Origin of the sequence: Hymenobacter negativus (assembly GCF_017571495.1) — a bacterium.
In the GTDB taxonomy this organism is placed as follows: Bacteria; Bacteroidota; Bacteroidia; order Cytophagales; family Hymenobacteraceae; genus Hymenobacter; species Hymenobacter negativus.
In genome coordinates this window covers 77,533-100,784 of record NZ_JAGETZ010000018.1, presented here as the reverse complement: position 1 = coordinate 100,784, position 23,252 = coordinate 77,533, and the positions used below count along the sequence as shown (strand labels likewise).

The window sequence follows — 23,252 nt, the reverse complement described above, 5'->3', positions numbered from 1 at the left end:
ATGAAGCGAAGGATTGAGGTTTTAAATGCACCAACCGGTAAACTAGGTAGTGGTAAGAGCAAGTTGATAGAGTAAAATTATAAGAGTGATATTTTGTACGCAAGTAATGGCAATTTTTATTTTGCTGTCTTATATTTGTTGCTGTGTTTAGCACATTAGCTTTGGCCGGTGCCTTCCTCAAAACATATGATTATGAATGAACAGCCTGTCCCTGCTGGTGGGACTGCGTTCCTAGCAGCGCCAACCCCGCCTTCGATTGACGCCACTACCGCCCTAACAGCGTGGGCCGCCGACCCAGCGGCGACGCGGTTGCGGGAGTTTATCAAGTCCTATCGGCTCGCCCACAAGCCGAAACTGACGCAGTTGGAGTTGAGCCGCATGCTCGGGTACACCTATTCCATCGTGACGGCGTGGGAGAACGGGACCCGGATAATTCTGGCCTCGCAACTCGTGGCGTGGGCCCAGGCATTGGACGTGCCGGAGCGGGAAGTGGTCCCTTTTGTCGCAGTGGCTCGCCCCGATGGCGCCGGTCATGGGGCCACAGGCTCGCGCATGGACGCAGAAGTCAATGCCCGCTTGAAGTGGCTGCGAAAAGAGCTGCGCTTCTCTTTGCGCGAAATGGCCAACATGACTGGCATCAGTGCCGGGCACCTGCAGCGGATTGAATCCAACCAGAGCAACGTGAGCGTGGCGCAGGTGCGCAACATTCACCAAAAGCTCAAAGTGAGTTACGAATGGCTGATTGACGGCACGGGTACCTGGGACCTGCGCGACTTCAATGAAGAATTGGCGCGCCTGCGGCGGGAAAATCAACTGCTAGAACAGTTGCGCCAATTACATGCTAGCCAAAGCCGTTAATCGTTCAGCATGCTGTCTAGAGCCTGTTGGGCCCGAGTAAAGGCTTCTACTTCTGGCCGATGGTAGTAAATCTCTGTAGTCTTGGAGCTGGCGTGACCCATCAATAGCTTGGTGTCCTCAATGGGGACGTTCTTGGCAGCCATGTGGTTACCAAACCCGTGCCGTGCCGTATGCAGCGTCAGCAGCGTATAGCGCGGCACAGTTGTTCTTACCTGTTTGGCACCGATGAGCGTGACCACTTCAACGGGCTCGCTGAACAGTTGCATGCGCTGCCAGAGGCGCTGCAGGACGGTGCGGCGCCGATTGCCCACAAAGGGGAACAAGTTGTCGGCGGGCCAGCGGTAGCGGGCCAGGTGCCGCCCCCAGACCGTAGCCGGCGCAATCTCGGGCCGGTCGCGGTCAAGCCAGCGCAGCACAATCTCACGCGCCAGCGCATTTAACGGGAGCTTGGTGGCCGACAAGGTTTTGATGGAGGTGGTGTCGAGGGCGATGGGCTGCGGGTTCTCACCGGTGCTCCATATAATGTGCACGCGCTGGATGCCCAACAAGTCGGACTGGCGCAACGACGTGCACCAGCCCAGCACGTAGATGTCGCGCAGCAGCGCATCGCTGGCCTTGCTTTTGGGTGGGAGCGGGGCGCGGTAGAAAGCAACCAGCTCATCCTTGCTCAGCGACTGGCGCACGCGGCTGGTGGTTTTGAACTCCCGGCCCAGCACCAGCAGGTGGTCCTCGGTGAAGACGCGCCGAAAGAAGGCATCCTGGTCGCGGAAGTAATTCACGCAGGCCTGCAGCAGCCCCACGCGGTTGTTGGCCGTCACGTTGCCCATGGCCTTAGCGCGGCCCTTGCCCTTGGTGGGCAGGCCCACGCGGGCACTGCTCACCAGCCACTGGCGCCACTCTTCCAGATGCGAGGGCATGATGCGCGCCAAGTGCCAGGCATGCGCAGGCTTCTGGCGCTCGGCATACTCGTCGAGGCGGTCAGCCACCTGGGCAAAGAGCTTGCACGTTTCATCGCTGAGCTCGTTGGCCCGCAGCACCAGCATGTAGCGCACCAGCTGGGGCAGGCTCAACTGGTGTGGATTGGTGGGCAGGTCAGCGCCGGCATTGGGGCTGGTCTTGCCGGTCGCCCGGGTGGCCGGCACGCGCAGCAGTTCGCGCACCACCGACGGCGCCGGGTCATAGCCCAACGGGTAGCCCTCGCGCAGCTGCTTCAGGGTTTCTTCCACGCGCTCGCGCAGGGCCTTGAGCGTGTTGTTGAGTTTCTGGGCTTCGAGGCCGGTGCCCTTTACGCGCTGGGCCTTGCCGTCCCACTTGGCGGTCGGCACATAGACGCCGGGCTCATCGGGGTAGAAGGTGGCCGTGCCCTCGGGCGTTTTGTAGCGCAGGAACACGGCGCGGGTGTCGCGTCCTTTCAGAACGCTGTCAAGATAGAAGCGGAGCGAAGCCATCGGTCAGACCAGTCGTGCGGCCCGCTACCTTTGGGCAGCGGAAAACACGGCTGAAATAGGTGGTTTTTTCCGAAAGGTAAGACAAAGGTCAGAGAATTGGTATCTGACGGGTTTTTGCCGTACTTAACCACACCCAGCGCATGGTATCGAAAGCACTTCAAAAGTCTATAAGCCAGTTACATACGAAGAAATACAGACAAAGGTACGGGGCGTTTCTGGTCGAAGGTGGCAAAAGCGTGTTGGAGCTGCTAAGTTCCGACCTGGAAACCGAACACTTGCTGGTCACGGCTGAATTTGCTGACCAAAACCGTGCCCACCTGCCCGCCCGGCTGCCGCTCACCCTCGCCACCGAAGCCGAACTCACCCAGCTTGGCACGCTGGCTACCAACACCACCGCCCTGGCCATAGCCCGCCTGCCCACCGAGCAGCCACTGCCCCTAACGCTCCCGGAAACCGGTTTGTTGCTCGCCCTCGACGAAGTGCGTGACCCCGGCAACCTCGGCACCCTGTTGCGTCTGGCCGACTGGTACGGCCTGCCCGGCGTGGTGCTCAGCCCCGGCTGCGCTGATGCCTATGCCCCCAAAACCGTAGCTGCCAGCATGGGTGCCTTTGCCCGCGTGTGCGTTTGGGAACGCGACCTCACCGAGTGGCTGCCCACGCTGCCGCCCGCCACCGGCATCTTCGGCGCCGATTTGGAAGGCGACAATGTGCACCGCCTCACCCTGCACCCGAGCGGCGTGTTGGTGATGGGCTCCGAGTCGCATGGCCTCACGTCGGGCGTGGCGGCGGCCCTCACGCGCAAGTTGCACATCCCGCACGGCGCGGGTGGCCAGGCCGAAAGCCTGAACGTGGCCATTTCAGCCGCGATTTTACTGGACAATTTTTTTCGAAATCAGTAGTTGCTTTTTGTTACTGCGAGCCTGGCGCAGCAATCTATCCAGTTCATTGCATTGCCCTGGTGAAGGGACGAAGGCATGCTATAACGTAAAAAGCCCCAACTCAAATCAGAGTCGGGGCTTTTTACATTTCAGGGCGCTGGGTGCGGAAAAGATGGATTGCTGCACTCGAAATGACAACCGCTTAGTTAATCCCGACCAGCCGCAGGCCGAAGCTCAGTACTTGGGTATCGGGGCCAGCGTTGGTTTTGAAGAGGGGATTCATGTTGTATTTGCCGAAGAACTCCAGGTCGCGGTAGCCGATGGTGGCTTGCAGGCCATACTGGAAGTTTTCCATGTTGTAGCTGCCTTCTTCGTGGTCCTTGTAGGTGGTGCCCTCGCTGGTGTATTTCACCTTGGTCCAGGACTTGAGGCGGTAGCCCACAAAACCGCCCGCCCCGATGGTGAACGTGGGCTTGTAGTGGGAGTCGTGCAGCTGCAGGCGCAGCATCAGGGGCAGGTTGATGCTCGATGTGGCCAACTTGGTTTTCTGGTACTGCCGGCCTTCGCGGTTCAGGATGATGCTGGTGCGGCCGTTCTCGTTCACCCATTGCTGGTTGCCGTTGAGCATGTAGTTGTTGAAGGCAAACTCGGGGCCCACGGTCAGGCTCATGGGGCTATGCTTGCCGCCGAGGCGGATGTCCCAGTCCAGGCCGATGTTGACGTAGCGCGAACCTTCGGTGCGCAGGTCCACATCAGACTGGCCGGCGGCGGTTTTCTGGTTTACCAGCGTATTCAGGCCCAGGTCAAAAATAAGATGCGATTTTGTGCTGCGATTCTCCAAATCTTTCATGCGAACTGAGTCGCGGTGGGCTTGGCGCTGCTCCTTGGTTTTCACGTCCACGGTGTTGTAGGACTTGTTGCCTTTTTCATCGGTCGTCACGGTTACGCCGAAGGCCTTGTTCAGTACCACGTCCACACGGTTGGTATTCACCTCCTTTTTGCGGGTGGTGATGCGGATTTGCTCGGGCAGGTTTTTGCCGGGCTGGTCCTTGTCAGGGTAAAATTGCAGGGTTACCTGGTTGGTGCTGGAGCCCTGAGCCGCTTTTTCAGCCTGCGTGATGTAGCTGGCCAGGCGCGACGTGAGCGAGTCGAGCTGGTAGTTTTTCATTTGGCGCAGCTGAGCCGCGTCGCGCACCACCAGCGTGAGGGTGGCTTGGTTGGGCAGGCGCACCACAATGGTGTCCTTGTAGGAAGCCGTGGAGGCAGCAAGGGCCGTGGCGCGGGCCACCGTGGGCCCGCCCAACAGCACCAGGAGCAGCAGAAAGAAGGAGAGAAAAGCGCGTTGCATGATTTCTAAAGAAGAGAGGTTAGAGTTGAATGGACTTGCTGACGCGACGGCCGGCAATGTTGGCCTTGAGCGTCATGTTTTCGGGCAGGCCGGTGGCCTCAGCTAGGCTGAGGCGCTCGCCCCGCACCAGGTGGCCAGCCTGCTGAAGCAGGCGCCCACCCAGGCCGCGCCGTTCGGTAGTTTCTTCGGCCGAAGCTACTTCCGAGAGGGTCGTGCGGATGTTGCGGGCGGCGGGTGTAGCCCCGTTGCGCACATCCACCGTGATGACGGTGCCGGCGGGGACGATTTCCGGGGCCGGGTTTGGGTTGGTTTGGGCTATTACCGGGGCCGGGGCGGGGTTCAGGCGCGGCTCGTCAGCGGCGGTGTTCCGGTCCGGGGCGGGAGCAACGGCGGGCGTCGTGTGGGCCACGAGTGAGGGCGAAGGGGCAGCCACGTCTGGCTGCCGGGTGCTTCCCAGCGGGTGGCGAGGCGACTGCCGTTCGGCAAACTTCCTGGCCTTTGATGCGGTAGATGCGGAGGCCAAAGCGGAAGTTGCCCGGCCCGCTGCATTTTTTTGAATAGGCGCTGAAACCGTGTTTTCAGGGGTATTGGTTGCGGTTGTTGCGGCTATAGCTTCCTGAGTATCGCGGGCATCGGTAGCAGCTTGAGCAGCCTCGATGGCTACCTTATTAATGGAAGCATCCTTAATGGAAGCATGCAACGTGGCATTTGGGGTAGAAGTAACTGCCGTCGTTGAGGAACCCTTACCACTTTGCACGGCTACGTTGCCTCTACCCGTTTTGCCAGCCGGGAAGCCCAGCCACAAGCCGGCCCCGCCGGCCGTAATCAGCAGCGCAATGGCCGCGGCAATGGCCATGGGCCACCAGGCGGCAGCGCGGCGCTTGCGGGGGCGCAGGTGCTCATCTTCCAACCGCTCCCACAATTCGCGGGCGGGCGGGCTGATGTGGGTATTCAGCCGCGTCTGGAAAAGCTGGTCGAGGCGTTTGGCATCGGCTGCGTTCGGCTGGGGCACGCTGGGTGCCGGCTCGGCCGCCGGCTGGGCCTGCAGGCGCGCCCACAGGTCGTCGCCGGGCGGCGTTTCGTGGCCGTCGAGCTTGCCGCGGAATAAATCATCAAGGTTATCAGGATGCATATAATTAGTTCGGATTAAGCGTCGAGAATTGCACGCGGCGCTGAAGCATGGCGCGGGCCTTGCTCAGCTGCGATTTGCTGGTGCCTTCGCTGATGCCCAGCAGCTCGGCAATTTCCTGGTGGCCGTAGCCTTCCAAGGCATAAAGGTTGAACACCGTGCGGTAGCCAACGGGCAGCGTGGCCAGCAGACTCATTAAGTCTTCGGCCTGCAGTTGGGTTTCGGCGGTCGCGGCGGTAGTAGCCAGGTTTTCGGGTTGGGCAAAATCCTCGAATGAGACGGTCATCATCTCGCGCTGGCGCAGCTGCATCAGGGCCTCATTTACCATGATGCGGCGCACCCAGCCCTCAAAACTACCTTCGAACCGGTAGTTGGGCAGGGCCCGAAACATCTTGGCGAACCCCAGAATCAGGGCTTCTTCGGCGTCTTCGCGGCGCTTGAGGTAGCGACGGCACACGGTAAGCATCAGTCCGGCCAATTGGTCGTAGAGCTGGCGCTGGGCCCGGTGCTCGCCTCGCACACAAGCAGCGATGAGGTCGGCTTCGGTCATCACGGTAAGAGTGGCCACGGGAGCAGAAAGGTTGGTGAGTTAGCGCGTCAGATGCGAAAGTAGGAGCAATGGTTGCCTTAGGGGATGAAAAAGGTTTTGCCGGTGTCGCGCTGAGCGCAATAAGGCGTTTTGCGTGCATCACCTGGCATTCTAAGCACCGCATAGGACCTTATTGCGCTCAGCACATTGGAGCAGCTGCGGGGATGATATATAGGTGGCCCGTTCGGACGGCGGAGCCGTCCGAACGGCTGGTTGTACAAACCAATCTGGGATTTTACATTGGAATAACAGAGAAATAATTGGGCACTTAGGCAACCCGCCTCTGGCTCCCTGCATCTTTGTGGTCGTAAAGCGGAAGCGGAAATAGCAAAGCCCGCAAAAGCTGTAAATTTTTTTTAACAGGCTACTCACTCACATCCAAGGGTTAATACATAACAAAGCAGCGCTTGGCAAAAGTTTTTTGAAACAGTACCTTGCTTTACAAAGTACCTGCTTTACATTTGTTCTGTTCTTAGCAAGGTAGCTGATGACAGCCTGTACCAAAGACCACCCGCTACCCTGCCAGAACCTGACCCGGAAGGGTAGGAGCGGCACCCCAAGCCAGCCTATTTCTCTAAACACCATGAGAACTTACCGCCACCAGCACCCGGCCCACGCCAGCCGCAGCCCACCGGAAGCCGGCTTTTAGCGCAACCAGAAAAAAAAGTTACAACCGGCTGTAATGATTGAATGCCTTAGCCGGTAACCACTACAAACCACCAGTTCTCAACTTTCAATTCACACCTTTTTCTTCACAACCGCCATGAAATCGTTCATCAACTTCCGCACCGCCCAAACTTCGGCCACCTTCTCGCAACGTACCATCCGCCGCGCTGTACTCGGCCTGGTAGCTGGTTTTGGCTTGGCCGCCAGCAGCCCCGCTCAAGCGCAGCAGGCCCAATCGGTTCACACCAAAACCGATTCCGCAAACCTGATGATGACCGTTGAAAATCCCTCCCAGCAGCGCATGCAGGTGCAAGTGGTGCAGATGAGCAGCCAGACCTGCCTCTCCAACGAAATCAACCACCAGTCTTCGTACGGCACCAAACTGAACTTCGCTAGCCTGCCCGCCGGTGAATATGCCGTACTGGTACGTGTAGGTCGCGAACGGTATCGTTACGCCGTGCAGGTGCAAGCCCAAAACGCTACCATTTCGGTACGTGAGCAGAACAACCAGACCGGCGACAAAGCTGTAGCCTCGGCCGCCCTCTAATCCAGATAACGCGAAGCGGCGCTTACGATGTAGCCATCCGGAGGACTACGTCGCAAGCGCCAGAAGCGGGGCCGCCACTGCAAGGGCGCTCCTAATAAGTGGGAGCTTTTCCTCCTCAATCCTACTAAAAATGGGAAACCAACTAATTGAGCCGGTGCTCACATCATGTGGCCGGTGTGTTTCCCTCCACCCATGTGCATGCTCATGCGCGGCGCGATAAAGCGCAGATACACCTCAAAGGAAAGCGGGTTTTTGCCGTAGGCTTGCACCAACGTCGTGTTGCTGCTGTCGAACGTGTTCAGTGTGCCCGTGAGGCCGAGGTCGAGCCAACCTGCTTTGGTTTTGGCGACGTATTTAGAGGCGCCCAGCGTGAAGGCCGCCACCTGGCGGTTGGCGTGGGCGTCGTGGTCCGAGAGGGCAGTCAGCAGTAGCTCGTCGTAATTCAACTGCAGGGTTTCGAGACGGGTAAAGAGATTGAATTGCTTCGCCTGTAGGTTGCTTTCCAATAGGAAGGAATTCGAATAAGTGGCCTCATCGGTGCCGCTATGGCGGTTCATGCCCCATACGAAGGCGGACGACAGGATACTTTCCTTGCCCACGTTCACGTTGTGCAGCACCGAGGCCGAGGTCCGGTCCACGTTGTCAGCCGGCTCCAGCTCTTCGGGGCTCTTGAGGTGCGCGGCCGACACTTGCAACGCCAGATTGGCGGATGGGTTTACCGAAAGACGGGCGCTGTAGGAGTCGAAGCGCGGCCGGTCGAAGCTGTAGCGGTTTTCATTGGGCTCGCGGCCCGTAAATAAGGAGCCTTCGAGCTTGGCATTGCGGTAGCGCACGCCCAAGGTGGCCACCCCAAACTGAATGTGCGTCGCGTCCTGCCAATGGTGGCCCAGCGGTGCGGTCGGCAAACTAGCCGCCGAGGGCCGGTGCATGAACACGGGTGGGCCAATGGCCGGTTCGCCGGGGTAGCCCAGGTAAGCGGTTAGGTCCACGTTGGGGCTGGCGGCATAGGTGTAGCCTACGGCCAGGGCACTCAGCAGGTCGTGTGGGTGCTGGTGGTCGTGCAGCTTTTCGCCCTTCCACGACTCGCCGGTCTGGAACAGCAGCGGGTAGCCTGCGCCACCCACCGTGAGCGGGTCGGCCGATACCATGGCCTGAATGCTGAACAGCCCGCGCTGGCCCATCAGGTGGTTGGCCATGCCCATTATATAGGAGTTAGCCCGCAGGTTGGCGTCGCCGCGTTGGTCGTCGTGGGTGAAGTTCTGACGGGTGTAGCGCAGAAAAACGGAGTACATCAGCATCACATCCCAGCCGCTGGGCTGGTACATCTGCATGTACATCGGCGACGAATCGGGGTGCCAGCTCGTGCCGGAGCCCTGCCGCGTCATCGGCAGGTTTCGTGAAAATGAGTTGCGCAGGTGCATCATCATGCCGCCGCTGCTGTCGTGGGCCATGCCCGCCATATCGGCGGCACTCATGTCGCCATGCATTTCATGGCCCGATGGCGACGCGACAGCCGGCGTAGGCATATCCATTCCCGGCATGGTTGGCGCGGGAGCAGTTTTCTGACGCGCAGTATCGGTGGGCTGGGCCGTGGCGCGGGGCAGGGTGGCCGGTTTAGCGGAGCGCGTCTTTTGGGGAGCCGGTTTTGGTTTCGCTGCGGGTGCCTTGGGCATGGGGGCCGACATGTCCATACCAGGCATGGTATGCTGGCCCAAAGCCGCCGTGCTCAAGAAGAGGCCAATGGAAGTAAGGGTGCGAGTTTTCATGATAAAGGAAGTAATGCGTCGACAGGGGCCATCCATTAGCGGCGGCACTTTGCGCGAATGCAGCGTGCTGCGGCCCTGGTTTGGTTTTATTGCGTTAAAGCCTCGCCGTAGAAACGCCGCCCCAGGCGCTAGCTTTTCACCGCAAACCCGCGCAACCGTAGCGAATTGGTGAGGACCGAAACGGAGCTGAGCGCCATTGCGCCTGCCGCCAGCATGGGCGAAAGCAGGATGCCGAATGCCGGATAAAGTACCCCCGCCGCAATCGGAATACCCAGCGTATTATATACGAAGGCGAAAAACAGGTTTTGCTTGATGGTGCGCATGGTTTGGCGCGAAAGCTCAATAGCCGTAACCACACCCTGCAAATCCGAGCGCATGAGGGTGATGCCGGCGGCTTCCAGGGCCACATCGGTGCCGGCGCCCATGGCCAGGCCAATGTCGGCCTGCGCCAGGGCTGGCGCGTCGTTGATGCCGTCGCCCACCATGGCCACCACGCGGCCTTCGGCTTGCAGTTCTTTTACTTTGGCTGATTTATCGGCGGGCAGCACTTCAGCAAAGTAGCGCCCGATGCCCACCTGCGCAGCCACCTGGGCGGCAGTTTGGGCATTGTCGCCGGTCATCATTACTACTTCCAGCCCCATTTGCTGAAGCTGCCGGATGGCGGCGGCCGAGGTGTCGCGCACCGTGTCGGCTACGCCGATGAGGCCCGCCGCCTGACCGGCTACCGCCACGTAGAGCACGGTTTTGGCCTGGCCCAGCAGTTGGCTGGCTTGTGCATGTAGCTCCTGCGGCAGCACGATTCCCGTATCTGCCAACAGACGGGCATTGCCAATGAGGACCGTCTGGCCCGCTACTTTGGCTGTGGCCCCCTTGCCTTCGATGGCCTGAAAACCGGTAGCCGACAGTGTTTCGACTGCTTCAGCTTCAGCATGGCGCACCACGGCCGCCGCCAGCGGGTGCTCCGACTGCCGCTCCACGGCGGCTACCAGCGCCAGCACCGAGCCGGCTGCCTGGCCGGGTACAGCCCAGAAATCAATCACGGCGGGTTCGCCCCGGGTGATGGTACCGGTTTTGTCGAGCAGCACGGTGTTCACCTGATAAGCTTTTTCGAGAGCTTCGGCGTTGCGGATGAGGACGCCGTTTTCTGCGCCCTTGCCAGTGCTTACCATAATGGCCGTGGGCGTGGCCAGCCCCAAGGCGCAGGGACAGGCAATGATGAGCACAGACACAAAGTTGACCAACGCCAGCGGCATCCGCGTGCCCACCGGGGCCAAATTGAGCCACAGCACGAAGGTGAGAACGGCGATGACCACTACTGTGGGCACAAATACCGCACTGACTTTATCGGCCAGCCGCTGGATGGGCGCACGGCTGCCTTGCGCGTCTTCTACCAGCTTCACAATCTGCGAAAGCATGGTATCGGCCCCGATTTTGGTGACACGGAAGCGGAAGGCCCCGGTCTTGTTTAGAGTAGCACCGAAGACCGGGTCGCCGGCTTTTTTAGTTACGGGCAGGCTCTCGCCGGTCAGCATGGCTTCGTCGATAGCCGATGTGCCTTCGATGATTTCGCCGTCGGTGGCTACTTTTTCGCCGGGGCGCACCAGCACTACATCTCCGGGCTGTACCTGGGCAATGGGCACATCTAGTTCCTGGCCGTTGGGGCGCAATACACGGGCGGTTTTCGCTTGCAGACCCAGCAGGCTGCGCATAGCGGCCGAGGTTTGGGTCTTGGCCCGTAGCTCCAGCACCTTGCCCAGCAAAATCAGGGCGATGATGGTAGCCGTGGTGTCGTAGTACACTTCCGGCCGGAGACCCTGACTGATGAAAAAGCCAGGGGCCACGGTGGCGGCCAGGCTATATAAAAACGCCGCCCCCGTTCCCACGGCAATCAGCGTATCCATATTTGCGGTGCGGTGCCGCAAGCCATTCCAGGCCGATACGTAAAACTCTCGCCCGCTGTAAAGCAGCACGGGCAATGTGAGCAGCAGCAGCCCCCAGTTCACCAGCGGCATGCTGAGGCGGGCCATCATGGCGGGCCACAGCATGAGCATGCTCAGCGGCATGATGACGGCGGCCAGCCCGGCAGCCACGCCAAAACGCCGCTTTAGCTGATGGTAGGCGGTAGCTTTCTGGGTATCGATTTCAGCCTGCCGTTCGGCCGCGCTGGTTTCGGGGGCGCGTTCGGCTACGGCGTAGCCGGCATTTTCCACGGCCGCTTTTAGGCTGGCGGGGGAGGCTTCGGTAGGTGAATACTGCACGGTGGCCTTCTCGGTGGCGTAGTTGACCAGCGCACTTTGCACGCCAGGCGTGCGAGCCAGTGACTTTTCGACGGCTGCCGCGCAAGCCGCGCAGCTCATGCCTTCAATGTCGAGGGTGGTAGTTTCGGGAGTGGGTAGCATCGTAATGAGGTGCGCTACAATGGCGCGTTAACACTATGCAAAGGAACGGCTGGCCCAGCCCGGTGGTGGTACGAAATCAGGCTTAAAACATGCAGGATTTGACCCATCTAATGGATTTGCATGCTGGCTTGAGCGCGGCCCGTCATCCTGAGCATTCTACGCATAAAGCAGAATGCTCAGGATGACGGGCGTCTAAACTCGTAAATAGCTTCAACTGCAAAAGCATGAACAGCTGTATTGATGCGAACTTTACCCCGCCCACATTCCGGCGTTTTTGTTCCGTAGCACTTCCCAATGGCCAGTTCCTTCCCGCCCCGTTCGCCCCAGCCGATTTCGACGTGGCGACAGGAAGCCGGACTTGCTGCTGCCATTGCCGCTGTCTACAGCCTCTACCTGTTCACCTCTGAATATCATAACCTGTTTTATGACGCCGAGGATTATTGGCAGCTGAGCCACCGCTTCTACCAGAATGGCCGTTTCCAGTTCCTGGCCTACGATGATGCCATGCGCGGCTACACCTATCCGCTGGTAAATTTCTTGTGTCTGGCCGTGCGCAAGGCCCTTAGCTGGGAGGCGGTGACGGTGGTGAAGCTGCTCAATGCCGGGCTAGCCGGGGTGCTGTTTGGCGTGGTGGGACCCCGGCTGTGGCGGGCTGCTACGGGCGCGGCGGTGCTGCCGTCGCTGGCCCGGCGGCTGGCGTGGGCGGCGCTGGGGTTCGTGTTCTGGCGCGGCTACTTCAACTTTTCGCTTTCTGATTTCCCGGCGTTGCTGGCGCTGGGGGCCGCCCTGTGGCTGGCGCAGCGGCGTAGTACCGGCGCAGCGCTGGCGACTGGGCTGCTGCTCGCCCTGGCCGTCAACATCCGACCAATTTATCTGGCCTCCGTGGTACCGGTGCTGGCGCTACTGCTATGGCAGTTGCCGCGGGCAAGCTGGGGGCCACGATTTGGCCTGCTGGTGCTTGGCGTTGCGGTAGTGCTGGCCCCGCAATGGTTGATAAACCAACGGCATTTTCAAGCCAACACGCCGCTAGTGCTATCGCAGTCCAAGGCGCTCAACATTCACAACCTCTACCTACAAAAGCTGAAATGGGGCCTGCTGCACGAAAAATACGAGTCTTCGGTTGGAAGAGAGCTGCCCACCGGGCAGCTATTGTTTCTGGATGCTGCCGGCGCCGCCGTGCTGCGGGCCGAGCAGCTCACTGAGATTGATTCGCCGACGCAGTACCTGCGGCTGGTGTTGCGGCACCCCGTGGTTGTGGCCGGCGTGTATGGCCGGCACCTGTTTGCTGGCCTCGACATCAGCCACCCCACACCCTACCTGAAACGCTGGGAGCCGTCTGTTTGGCGACAACTTCTTAACTATAGTCTTTGGTTTTGGGCGGTACTGGTGGCATTGCGCCGCCGGCCCACGCTCCGCGAAACGCTGGTGCTAGCGGCACTGCTGCTACCCTGTCTGGCCGTTATTCCCATGAGCATGGAAGCGCGGTTTTTGCTGCCGCTACACTTGCTGCTTCTGGCATTAGTAGCTTTTGGCCAGTGGCCAGCGTGGGCATTTCAAGGCCGTCGCGCACTCGTGACCATGCTGCTGTTTGGATGGTTCGTGCTGGGATGCTTCCTGCTTTCCGACCACATCAAGCACACCGTTGAGCCGCGTTTTCGGGCACATTTATTGGCCAATAAATAAAGGTTGAGATGGGGCAGCCAGGCTGACGCAACTATTACTTATTCGAATGGCCGCCGTGCGGTGCCAGGTTTGTAGGAAATGCAACAAGCCAATAAAGCCGCGTAGCGGAGACAGAGCCCGGTGGAATTCTGTCTCCGCTACGCGGCTTTATTCTTAATTAATATATACTCTGCAAACTTGTCGCCGCGTTATGGCTGCTCCACAACTTGGGTTAATTAGTACTGCCCAATCGAGAGCAGCACCAGCGTGCAGGCCTCTTCCGTCCGGATGCCATGCTGGTGGGCTAGGCGCTCCAGTTCCGGGTTTTCGGTGCCGGGGTTGAACAGGATGCGCTTGGGTTTGAGGTCGAGAATGTAGTCATACCAGCCGGGCTGGTTTTGCGGGCCGACGTAGAGCGTCACGGTATCCACGTCTTGCTCCTGCGGCCGGTCGGTATGAATGGGCAGGCCAGCTACCTCACCCTTGCGAATACCCACCGGCACCACCTCGTGGCCGTGTTTTTTCAGCATGTGGGCCGCCCGGAAGGAATAGCGGGAGGGATTGTCGGAGGCACCGAGCACAATGGTCTTTTTCATAATAAGTCGAGACTTGATGGTTCGAAAAGGATGGAAACTGGTTGTTCGAGATTTGGAAAGGATAGGTTGCTATTCTGGCTGTCCGGAGCGCAGCGAAGAGGGTATCGCGCTTGCGTTATTCAAGCCCGGTGATACTTGTGAAACGACGAGCAGGGGAACCACGGCCCGCACCATACTGCGTGACGAGTAGAACAGGTTCGAACATGACAAGGTCCTTCGCTGTGCTCCGGATGACAGAAAAAAAACTGCCGCCAGAAACTCAGCGACGCGCCAGCGCGGCCACTGCTTCTGCGCAGCGCTCGCCGTCCATAGCGGCCGATACAATGCCGCCCGCGTAGCCGGCCCCCTCGCCGCACGGAAACAGGCCCGCCACCACCGGGTGCTGTAGCGTGTCCTTATCACGCGGAATGCGGATGGGAGCGGAGGTGCGGCTTTCGACGCCCACAATCTGCGCCGCGTTGGTTGCGTAGCCCGGAATCTTGCGGCCGAAGTCGCGGAAGCCCTGGCGCAGTCGCTCGGCCAGCACGGGGCCCAGCACCTCGTCCATGCGCACGCTCACCAGCCCGGGTTGGTAAGATGTTTCCAGCAGATGGGCCGAGGGTTTGTTTTTCAGGAAATCGCCCAGCAGCTGCGCGGGGGCGCGCTGGGTGCCGCCGGCTGCCTGGCAAGCCAGCTGCTCAATTTGCTGCTGGAAGTGCAGCCCCGCCAAAGGACCATGCTGCGCCACATCCATATCGGATAGCTCCACGGCGGCCACAATACCGGAATTGGCAAAGCGCGAGTCGCGCCGGCTTGGGCTCATGCCGTTCACCACCACTTCGCCCGGGGCAGTGGCCGCTGGCACAATGAACCCACCCGGGCACATGCAAAACGAAAACACGCCGCGCTGCTGCCCACGCACCTCGGTTTGGTGTACCAGCGAGTAAGAAGCGGCCGGCAGCAGCCCGCGCTCGGCCCGCCGATACTGGGCCTGGTCGATGAGTTCCTGCGGGTGTTCGACGCGCACGCCCAGCGCAAAGGGCTTGGCTTCGATAAGTACGCCGCGCCGATGCAGCAGCTCGTAGATGTCGCGGGCCGAATGACCGGTGGCTAGAATGGTGGCTTCCGCTTCAATGGCTTCGCCCGCCGCCGTCACCACGCCACGCAGCTGGTTGTTTTCCAGGAGCAGGTCGGTCACGCGGGTATCGAACCGGACTTCACCGCCGGCCTCAATGATGGCCTCGCGCAAGGCCTGCACCACGGCCGGCAGTTTATTGGTGCCGATATGGGGGTGGGCATCCACCAGAATGTCGGGCGTGGCGCCGTGTTGCACCAGCCGGCGCAGCACCCGGCCTACGTCGCCGCGTTTGGTAGCCCGGGTATAAAGCTTGCCATCCGAATAAGTGCCGGCGCCGCCTTCACCAAAACAGTAGTTAGAATCGGGATTGACTTGCTGCTCTTTGTTGATGGCCGCAAGGTCGCGCCGACGGGCGCGCACGTCGCGCCCGCGCTCCAGCACGATTGGTTTTATGCCCAACTCGATGCAGCGCAACGCAGCAAAAAGCCCTGCCGGCCCTGCACCAACGACTATAGTCTTTTGTGAATTTGATTTAACATTTGGATAAAAAAACCAGGGCCCAAACAACTCGGCTGGTGGCCTGCTGCTGTAGATGTCTGCTCGCAAGCGCACGAGAGGCTGGCGGCCCCTCGCATCAATGGAACGGCGCTTTAAATGCACAAAATCAGCCTCCCCTGGTTTGACGCCCGCTTGTGAAAGAATAGCATCATATCGAGCTAGCTCATCAAAAGCTATTTCGGGAGTGAGCAATAATTCAATTTCTTGTTTTAACATTTGTGTAATAAGAAAGGTGGCTATCCTTTAGGGTTTTCTGGCTTTCTGACAATTATTATACAAAGCTACAGTACGGCTCCTCCCAAAGGATTGGAAGCTATTTGGACAAACATCACCAATACCTTGGAGCTTAGCTTCCACTCTTAATAAAGCCTCGTCACAGGCCGTTTGCTTAGCCTGATTTTCCAAGTTTGGTTCAGCCGAAGCAAAGCTGATAGAGCACTCGTTCCGCTAACTTGACTAACGTGACGTCGGCGCTGCACGCTAAGCTGTTTATTTGCTTCATGACAACACCTAATGCTTCCACTACCGTTTCACGGCTGCGCTCTATCATCAGTGGCTCCATTGGCAACCTAGTGGAATGGTATGATTGGTATGCCTACTCTGCCTTTGCCCTCTATTTCGCACCGGTGTTTTTTCCGAAAGGCAGTGCCACTGCGCAGCTGCTTAATACGGCAGCAATTTTTGCGGTAGGCTTTCTGATGCGGCCTTTGGGCGCTTGGTTGTTGGGAGCATACGCCGACCGCCACGGGCGCCGGGCGGCGCTGCTGCTATCGGTGCAGCTCATGGCTGGCGGCTCATTGCTGATTGCAGCCACCCCCAGTTATGCCCGCATTGGGGTGGCTGCTCCGATGCTGTTGCTGCTGGCTCGGCTGGTACAGGGCATCAGCGTGGGCGGTGAATACGGCACTTCGGCCACTTACCTGAGCGAGATGGCGGGGGCGCGCCACCGGGGCTTCTGGTCCAGCTTCCAATACCTCACGCTCATGGGGGGGCAGTTGCTGGCCCTGACGGTGCAGTTGGGATTGCAGCAGGTGCTGACCGCTGATGAAATGAGTGCGTGGGGGTGGCGAGTCCCCTTCGTGATTGGAGCGGCGGCCGCGCTTGGGGCGCTTTATCTGCGTACTCACATGGCCGAAACCGCCGCTTTCGAACAGCAAGGCGCAACCGGCCCAGCGTTAGAAAACACGCCCAAACCTGACCAGCTACAGGTACTACTTCAGCATCCGAAGGCCGTGCTCACGGTGGTGGGGCTCACGCTGGGCGGTACGCTGGCATTCTATACCTTCACCACCTACGCCCAGAAGTTCTTGGTCAATACGGCTGGTTTCAGCAAGGAGCAGGCTACCCTGATTTCATTCGGTGTGATGGCGGTTGCACTACTTTTTCAGCCGTTGATGGGCGCCATTTCCGATAAGGTTGGGCGCCGGCCGGTGCTTTTGTTGTTTGGCGTCGGGGCAACGTTGGGCACGGTGCCGCTGCTACGCTTGCTGGCCCACACGCACGACGCCGGGATGGCAGCGGGCCTGCTCATTGCAGCGCTGTTCGTGGTCAGTGCTTACACCTCCATCAGCGCAGTGGTAAAGGCCGAATTGTTTCCGACCGAAATCCGGGCACTGGGTGTAGGCTTGCCATACGCCCTGACCGTAGCCATATTTGGTGGTACCGCCGAATACGTAGCCCTCTTTGCCAAAGAGCGCGGCGTAGAGGAATGGTTTTATTGGTACGTGACGGGCTGTGCCTTTCTGTCGCTGCTCGTATACTGGCGAATGGGGGAGACGCGCGCCGAAAAGGGCACAATGGCCGCCGACTAGCCGGCCGGAGCCTGCGCCGATTTTCACAAGGCAGGCAGACGCTTCCAGTCGTGCGATACGTCCCGCATCAGCAGCGCATTGTCAAATACCACCGAGCCCACCGGGAAGCGCGAGCTATCCGCGAAAAAGCTGGACGAAACGTGCTGCACGGCCAACGGTGAGACTTTCCATTGGGTGGTTTGCAATTCGACGCCATCGAAACCCGCACCGGAAGCGCGGGGCGAATACCCGGCCGCCCCCCGACGAAAGAAGTCGGAGGCCTGGTCCTGGTCAGCGAATAGGCTGGTTGTGGGCCACACGTCCGTTTCCTGGGCTTTTACGGTCAGCTGCGTGCCGTCGGCGCTTTGAAATGAGATGGCGTACCGGCCACCGGCTTCCGCTACCAAAAACGTACTGTGGTAATGAATGCCCAACAGCTGGTTGCCCACCAAGGCATTTACCGCCGAGGAAGTATCGCGCCGGGGGATGTAGACTCCGCTGTGCAGGTGGCCATTCGCCTCCCATTCCACCGCAATCCGGTGCGCGCCATTTTCCGAGGCCAGCCCAAAAACCGGCGGCAAGCCCTTGATGCGCTCATGGCGCAGACGTATCAGGCAAATGCCCACAATGGCCATGCCCTGCACCTGTTGCGCCCGAAATGGGTGAGGTAGCAGTTGGTTCACGACTTCCGGGGCTGCCCGAAAATTTAGAAGAATCCGGCGGTCAATCAGACCAGTTAGCAGGGGTGCTTTCATCATAACCAGCAAGACGCAGGGCCGTGCTGATTACTTTGCAGCCTTGTGGCTTTTTGGACGTTTATTACACGCCCACGCCTTCTTCCAGCACGCTTTCTACCCAGCCTTTGCCCCAGTCTTCAAGCTCTTGGGCACTCCAGAGCTGGGGGTAGAAAATACGGCGCTGGAATTTGGGCGGCAGGTAGCTGCGCCAATTGGTGCCGCCGGTGGCCGCCACGTCCACGGGGTTGCGCTGGAGGTAGCGCACGGCCGATTTGAAGTGCATCAGGGGCCAGTTCACGTTCACGCTCACGTCGAGCTGGCGCAGGGCGCGCACCAGGCGGGGATGGCGTTGGTCGGCCTCGGGTAGGCGCTGCACCACGGCCCATACGTTGCGCTGGTGGTAAGCTTCGGCGTGGCGCACGAGCTCGGCGGTGTACTTGCGCTCGAACTCGATAAGGGTAAGTGCCTTGGCACCGCTGGCTTCGACGGTAGCCCCGGCTTTCCAGTAGATGCAGCCCAGGAGCTGGTCGAAATCGTGGGCATCGGCCTGGCCCAGGGTCTGGCGCTTCACCTGGTCGGTGAGGTTTTCGAGCGCGGTGCTGGCAATCTCAATCATGCGGTACTGCACCGACTGAAAGCCCGAAGCAGGCATTAGGGCCATGCGGAAGTCGAGAAACTGCTGCTTGTCCATGCCATCGACCATTACATCGAACGAGTCGATGAGGTTGTCGAAGTAGCGGTTGATGCGGCCAATGCGCAGCACGACTTCGCCCAAGGTGGGCTGGGTGAGGTTGCCAATCTGCTCGTACTCGCAGAGACAGAGCTTAAAATACAGCTCCGAAATCTGGTGGTACATGATAAAAATCCGCTCATCGGGGATGTTGGTGAGCGGGCGTTGGAGAGAGAGTAAAGTGTCTAACTCAATATAATCCCAGTAGTTGATGTATTTGGCGTGGTACAGACCTTCGAGGTAGGCGGCGAGGTCCTGGCCGTCGGGGGAGTATTTTTCCTGAAGCCGGCGCAGCTGCGCCAGCACGGCGGGAGAAAATTCCTCCTGGGTGGGAGAGGCGGACATGGAAAAAGCGGTAAGGTGGGAGGGAGACACGGCTGGGTGGGGCCGGGGCAAATATCGTCAAAATACTGAGGTTTCAAGGGCCCTTATTTACGCGGCTTGCCGAACAATTCGCAACCATTGCGGTTGCGCCGCATCTTTGTCCCTAAATCCTGAGTTAAAAGAATTGAGCCGGCACGTCGCGCCCACTATTTTTAGCTCTTCAACCAAGCGAGTGGTGCAATAAAATGGCCGAAAAATCCAGTATTTTTGATATGATTGGGCCCGTAATGATTGGGCCTAGCTCGTCGCATACGGCCGGGGTGGTGCGCATTGCCCGTGCGGCCATTCGCATCCTGGGTGCGCTGCCCACCGAAGCCGTGGTGACCTTCTACAACTCTTTTGCCCGCACCTACGAGGGCCACGGTTCTGACCGCGCCATAGTGGCCGGCTTGCTCGGCTACGCACCCGACGATACCCGCATTCGCACCGCTTTTGAACACGCCGAGGCCGCCGGGCTGCGCTACACGTTCCAAAGCGTGGGCAACGCCTCGACCATGCACCCGAACACCATTAAGCTGAACTTGGTGGACGGCACCACCGGGCACCGCGTGGAGGTGGTGGGCCAGAGCCGGGGCGGCGGCGTGATTCGCATTGTGGAAGTAGACGGCTTCCCGGCCGATTTTTCGGGCGCACTGCACACCCTGATGATTGATGCCGACGATGTGCCGGGCTCCATCGCTTTCATTGCCTCCGTCATTGCCCACGACCAGTGCAATATTGCCACCATGTTTGTGAGCCGAAAGGGCCGCAACGACGCCGCCCGGCAGTTTATCGAGATGGACAGCCCCATCAAAGAAATAACACTGGCTTATTTGCGTCAGCTAAACTGGGTGCAGCGCATCACCTACATTCCGACGTTGGACTAGCGCCGAACAATGTAATAAAAGCGGCCCGAAACCGATTATGCTACTACCAAGCACCCAATTTTCTGCAAAATGAAAACAAGGATTACCACTGCTGCCTATTCGCCCCGCGCCCTGGCGCTGGCCAGCCTGGGCCTGAACCTGCTGCTGGCTCCGGCTGCCTGGGCGCAGTCACCGGCCATTCCGGCTTCGCCGCCGGCCGCCGCGCTGAGCAGCCCGGCCCAGCCAGCAACCGGGCCCTGGACGCTGCAACGCGCCGTAGACTATGCGTTGGAGCACAACCTCGGGGTGCGCCAGAACGAGCTGACGGCCCAGAGCAACCAACAGGTGCTGAAGCAAAGCCGCGCCGCGTTGCTGCCCACGGTCAACCTCAACGGGACCCAAAACTGGCAATTTGGTACGAGCGTGAACCCGCTCACCTTTGAGTACCAGAGCCAGACGGTGCGGGCCAACAACTTCTCGGCGGTGTCGCAGCTGGCGCTGTTTCAGGGATTTCAGCTGCGCAATACCATTAAGCGCAACGCGCTGGACTTGGAAGCCAGCGTGCAGGACATTGCAAAGGCTAAAAACGATTTGAGTTTGAACGTGGCCTCCCAGTTTTTGCAGCTGATGCTGGCCCAGGAACTGGTACGGGCTAACCAGACCCGCGTGGCCAGCGACCAGGAGCAGATTACCCGCACCAAAATCCTGCTCAAAGCCGGCAGCATCCCGGAAAGCACGCTGCTCGATAGCCAGTCGCAGCTGGCCACCGACGAGCTGAACGTCATCACGGCCCAAAACCAGGTCGACCTGGCCCGGCTGGCGCTCATGCAGCTGCTCAATATTGACCCGGCCACGGCCAAAACCTTTGAGATTGAGGTACCGTCGCTGCCCGACCCCGACGAGGAAGCCCCCTACGTCATTGACCTGAACGAAACCTACCAAGGCGCTACGGGCCGACTGCCTGAAATAAAAGCGGCCGAGCTACGGGTGCAGAGCGCCCGCCGCAGCATCGACCTGACGCGGGGTGCTTACTACCCGCGCCTGTTTTTGAACGGGCAGATTTTTACCGGTTTCTCTTCGTCGTCGGTATCGCGGGTGATTACCGGTACTTCGGAAGGCACCCCGATTCCGCTGTCTACCCTAATCCGCGACGCGTCCGGCAATCCAGCCCCGTTCACCAATGGCTACACGTTCTCATTGCCGGGCCAGCCGACTTATGACGTGCTGCCGGTGCGCTTCTTCGACCAGCTCAACAACAACCTGGGCAAATCCATTCAATTCAGCCTGTCGGTGCCGATTTTGAATGGCTTGCAGGTCCGCACGGGTGTGCAGCGGGCCATTATTAACGAGCAGGTAGCTTCCGTGCGCGCCGAGCAGGCCCGCCTCACGCTGCGCCAGAGCATCGAGCAGGCCTACGCCGATGCCCGCGCCGCCCAGCTTCAGTACGCAGCCAACAAGCGCCAGGTAACCGCCCTCACGCTCACGCAGCGCAACGCGGAAATCCGCTTCAACAACGGCCTGCTAAACGGCACCGAATTCAACATCACCAAAAACAACCTCACCTTCGCCGAGTCGAACCGCATTCAGGCCAAGTACAGCTTCATTTTCCGCCGCAAAGTGCTGGAGTTCTACCAGGGCAAGCCGCTGACACTTTAGGCAGTTGTTAGTTGCTTGTTATCAGTGGTTAGGCCTAGTCGCCGCTGATAACAGGCATTGGAACAACCTAACAACCGACAACTGAAAACTGACAACTAACCAATGAAAAACAACCGTTTACTGTATTCGCTGATTGCCGTGGTGCTGGTGCTTATCGTGGGCTACACCGTGGCAAAGAAGAAGGGCTGGATTGGCAAGCCCACCGGCGTTGAAGTGCTGGCCGCGAAGGCTGGCCCCGCCAACATCGTGGAAAAAGTGAGTGCCTCGGGTAAGGTGCAGCCCGAAACCGAAGTGAAAATTTCGCCCGACGTGTCCGGCGAAATCATCGAGCTTTATGTGCAGGAAGGGGACTCGGTGCGCAAAGGGCAGCTGTTGCTCCGCATCCGGCCCGACAACTATCAAGCGCAGGTGGCCATGCAAAGCGCCCAGGTGGGCACCCAGCGCGCCAATGTGGGCCAGGCCCAGGCCCGCCTGCAACAGCTCTTGGCCACGGCTAAGCAAACGGAGCTGACTTACCGCCGCAACGCTTCGCTTTATAAGCAAAAGGTGATTTCGCAGGCCGACTACGAAGCCAGCCAGGCGGCCTACAATGCTTCCCAGGAAGAAATCAACAGCGCCCGCCAAACCATTCGGGCTTCGCAGAGCACCGTAAGCGCCGCTTCGGCCTCGCTGGAGGAAGCTCGCAAAAACCTCAACAAAACCACCATCTACGCGCCGGTGAGCGGCACGGTGAGTAAGCTCAACGTGAAGAAGGGCGAGCGCGTGGTGGGCACCACCCAGATGGCTGGCACTGAAATCATGCGCATTGCCAACCTCAACAACATGGAGGTGCGCGTGAATGTGAATGAGAATGACGTGAACAACGTGAACATCGGCGACTCGGTGGACGTGGACGTGGATGCTTACAGCACCCGCAACGAGAAGTTCAAGGGCATCGTGACCAACATTGCCAATACCGCCAAAGACGCTCTCACGGCCGAAGCCGTGACCGAGTTTGAGGTTCGCATCCGGTTGCAACCCGAGAGCTACAAGCATCTGGTGCGCACCGTACGGGGCCAGACTATTGTGCCGTTCCGCCCGGGTATGACAGCCTCGGTAGACATCATCACCGACCGTAAATCGGGCGTGCTGAGCGTACCGCTGGCTTCGGTTACCACGCGTTCGGACTCAGCCAACACGAGCAGTGACGATAAAAATGGCCCGCAGGTACGCTCGAACCGGGGCAATGGCACGGCTACGGCCGTGCAGCCGGGCGCCGCGCCGAAGGCCGAAATTCAGGAAGTGGTGTTCGTGATTAAAGACGGCAAGGCGGTACTGACGCCGGTAAAAACTGGTATCAGCGACTTCCAGAATATTGAGATTCTGAGCGGGGTGCAGGCGGGCCAGCAAGTGGTGAGTGGCCCATTCCGCGCCGTGGCCAAGACCCTGAAAGATGGCGCCTTGGTGGATATCAAGGATGCCAAATCTCTGAATAAGGAAGCTCTAAAAGACGACCCGGAAGCGGGTAAATAAGCGGTTCCGCTCCGTTCTGACGTATCCATCGCACGTCACGCGGAGCTTGCCGGAGCATCTCTGTTGCCGCAGTAATCCGCTTAATTGGGGTTAGTAT

The 23,252-nt window shown here is 59.5% G+C and carries 18 protein-coding genes; 8 read left to right on the top strand and 10 right to left on the bottom strand.

Features of this window, described 5'->3' with window-relative positions; genetic code table 11:
* Nucleotides 1-192: 192 nt before the first annotated feature.
* Complete coding sequence (locus J4E00_RS26200) at nucleotides 193-858, top strand: helix-turn-helix transcriptional regulator (RefSeq protein ID WP_208178306.1); 666 nt, start codon at nucleotides 193-195, stop codon at nucleotides 856-858.
* Here the strand turns inward: J4E00_RS26200 and J4E00_RS26195 are convergent.
* Complete coding sequence (locus tag J4E00_RS26195) at nucleotides 855-2,306, bottom strand: tyrosine-type recombinase/integrase (protein ID WP_208178305.1); 1,452 nt, start codon at nucleotides 2,304-2,306, stop codon at nucleotides 855-857. The two genes, J4E00_RS26200 and J4E00_RS26195, sit on opposite strands and share 4 nt — an antisense overlap.
* A gap of 140 nt (nucleotides 2,307-2,446) precedes the next feature.
* On the opposite strand from J4E00_RS26195, the gene J4E00_RS26190 reads away from it, so the two are divergent.
* Nucleotides 2,447-3,205, top strand: a complete 759-nt coding sequence (locus tag J4E00_RS26190) for an RNA methyltransferase (RefSeq protein WP_208178304.1) — start codon at nucleotides 2,447-2,449, stop codon at nucleotides 3,203-3,205.
* Between the two features lie 181 nt (nucleotides 3,206-3,386).
* Here J4E00_RS26190 and J4E00_RS26185 read toward each other — a convergent pair whose 3' ends face one another.
* From J4E00_RS26185 to J4E00_RS26175, 3 genes are read right to left on the bottom strand one after another with little or no spacing between them, the layout of a single operon-like run.
* Nucleotides 3,387-4,532, bottom strand: coding sequence for an outer membrane beta-barrel protein (locus J4E00_RS26185; RefSeq protein WP_208178303.1), 1,146 nt, complete (start codon nucleotides 4,530-4,532; stop codon nucleotides 3,387-3,389).
* 19 nt (nucleotides 4,533-4,551) lie between these two features.
* Entirely contained in the window at nucleotides 4,552-5,664 is a 1,113-nt protein-coding gene (locus J4E00_RS26180) for a hypothetical protein (RefSeq protein WP_208178302.1), read from the bottom strand.
* Nucleotides 5,665-5,668: 4 nt separating this feature from the next.
* Nucleotides 5,669-6,229, bottom strand: coding sequence for a sigma-70 family RNA polymerase sigma factor (locus J4E00_RS26175; protein WP_317196675.1), 561 nt, complete (start codon nucleotides 6,227-6,229; stop codon nucleotides 5,669-5,671).
* Between the two features lie 784 nt (nucleotides 6,230-7,013).
* On the opposite strand from J4E00_RS26175, the gene J4E00_RS26170 reads away from it, so the two are divergent.
* Nucleotides 7,014-7,463, top strand: a complete 450-nt coding sequence (locus tag J4E00_RS26170; RefSeq protein WP_208178301.1) for a hypothetical protein — start codon at nucleotides 7,014-7,016, stop codon at nucleotides 7,461-7,463.
* A 158-nt stretch (nucleotides 7,464-7,621) separates the two neighbouring features.
* Here the strand turns inward: J4E00_RS26170 and J4E00_RS26165 are convergent, their stop codons facing one another.
* Together J4E00_RS26165 and J4E00_RS26160 are read right to left on the bottom strand one after the other, a co-directional pair.
* Nucleotides 7,622-9,229, bottom strand: a complete 1,608-nt coding sequence (locus tag J4E00_RS26165) for a hypothetical protein (RefSeq protein ID WP_208178300.1) — start codon at nucleotides 9,227-9,229, stop codon at nucleotides 7,622-7,624.
* Nucleotides 9,230-9,357: 128 nt separating this feature from the next.
* Complete coding sequence (locus J4E00_RS26160; RefSeq protein ID WP_208178299.1) at nucleotides 9,358-11,628, bottom strand: heavy metal translocating P-type ATPase; 2,271 nt, start codon at nucleotides 11,626-11,628, stop codon at nucleotides 9,358-9,360.
* A 294-nt stretch (nucleotides 11,629-11,922) separates the two neighbouring features.
* On the opposite strand from J4E00_RS26160, the gene J4E00_RS26155 reads away from it, so the two are divergent.
* Entirely contained in the window at nucleotides 11,923-13,311 is a 1,389-nt protein-coding gene (locus tag J4E00_RS26155; RefSeq protein ID WP_208178298.1) for a hypothetical protein, read from the top strand.
* 215 nt (nucleotides 13,312-13,526) lie between these two features.
* Here J4E00_RS26155 and J4E00_RS26150 read toward each other — a convergent pair whose 3' ends face one another.
* Nucleotides 13,527-13,886, bottom strand: coding sequence for a CoA-binding protein (locus J4E00_RS26150; protein ID WP_208178297.1), 360 nt, complete (start codon nucleotides 13,884-13,886; stop codon nucleotides 13,527-13,529).
* Between the two features lie 259 nt (nucleotides 13,887-14,145).
* On the bottom strand, nucleotides 14,146-15,717 hold the full coding sequence (locus J4E00_RS26145; RefSeq protein WP_208178296.1) for an NAD(P)/FAD-dependent oxidoreductase: 1,572 nt from the start codon (nucleotides 15,715-15,717) through the stop codon (nucleotides 14,146-14,148).
* Nucleotides 15,718-16,001: 284 nt separating this feature from the next.
* Here J4E00_RS26145 and J4E00_RS26140 point away from each other — a divergent pair, with 284 nt between their 5' ends.
* Entirely contained in the window at nucleotides 16,002-17,312 is a 1,311-nt protein-coding gene (locus J4E00_RS26140) for an MFS transporter (protein WP_208178295.1), read from the top strand.
* A gap of 23 nt (nucleotides 17,313-17,335) precedes the next feature.
* Here J4E00_RS26140 and J4E00_RS26135 read toward each other — a convergent pair whose 3' ends face one another.
* Together J4E00_RS26135 and J4E00_RS26130 are read right to left on the bottom strand one after the other, a co-directional pair.
* Entirely contained in the window at nucleotides 17,336-18,049 is a 714-nt protein-coding gene (locus tag J4E00_RS26135; protein WP_236050174.1) for a DUF2071 domain-containing protein, read from the bottom strand.
* Nucleotides 18,050-18,110: 61 nt separating this feature from the next.
* Complete coding sequence (locus J4E00_RS26130; RefSeq protein ID WP_208178294.1) at nucleotides 18,111-19,103, bottom strand: tryptophan 2,3-dioxygenase family protein; 993 nt, start codon at nucleotides 19,101-19,103, stop codon at nucleotides 18,111-18,113.
* Nucleotides 19,104-19,327: 224 nt separating this feature from the next.
* On the opposite strand from J4E00_RS26130, the gene sdaAB reads away from it, so the two are divergent.
* The 3 genes from sdaAB to J4E00_RS26115 all read left to right on the top strand — a co-directional run bounded on the left by sdaAB (nucleotide 19,328) and on the right by J4E00_RS26115 (nucleotide 23,155).
* A complete protein-coding gene (sdaAB, locus tag J4E00_RS26125) occupies nucleotides 19,328-20,008 on the top strand; it encodes an L-serine ammonia-lyase, iron-sulfur-dependent subunit beta (RefSeq protein WP_208178293.1) in 681 nt (226 codons plus the stop codon).
* A gap of 69 nt (nucleotides 20,009-20,077) precedes the next feature.
* A complete protein-coding gene (locus J4E00_RS26120; protein WP_208178292.1) occupies nucleotides 20,078-21,643 on the top strand; it encodes a TolC family protein in 1,566 nt (521 codons plus the stop codon).
* A gap of 102 nt (nucleotides 21,644-21,745) precedes the next feature.
* A complete protein-coding gene (locus tag J4E00_RS26115; protein ID WP_208178291.1) occupies nucleotides 21,746-23,155 on the top strand; it encodes an efflux RND transporter periplasmic adaptor subunit in 1,410 nt (469 codons plus the stop codon).
* Nucleotides 23,156-23,252: the final 97 nt, after the last annotated feature.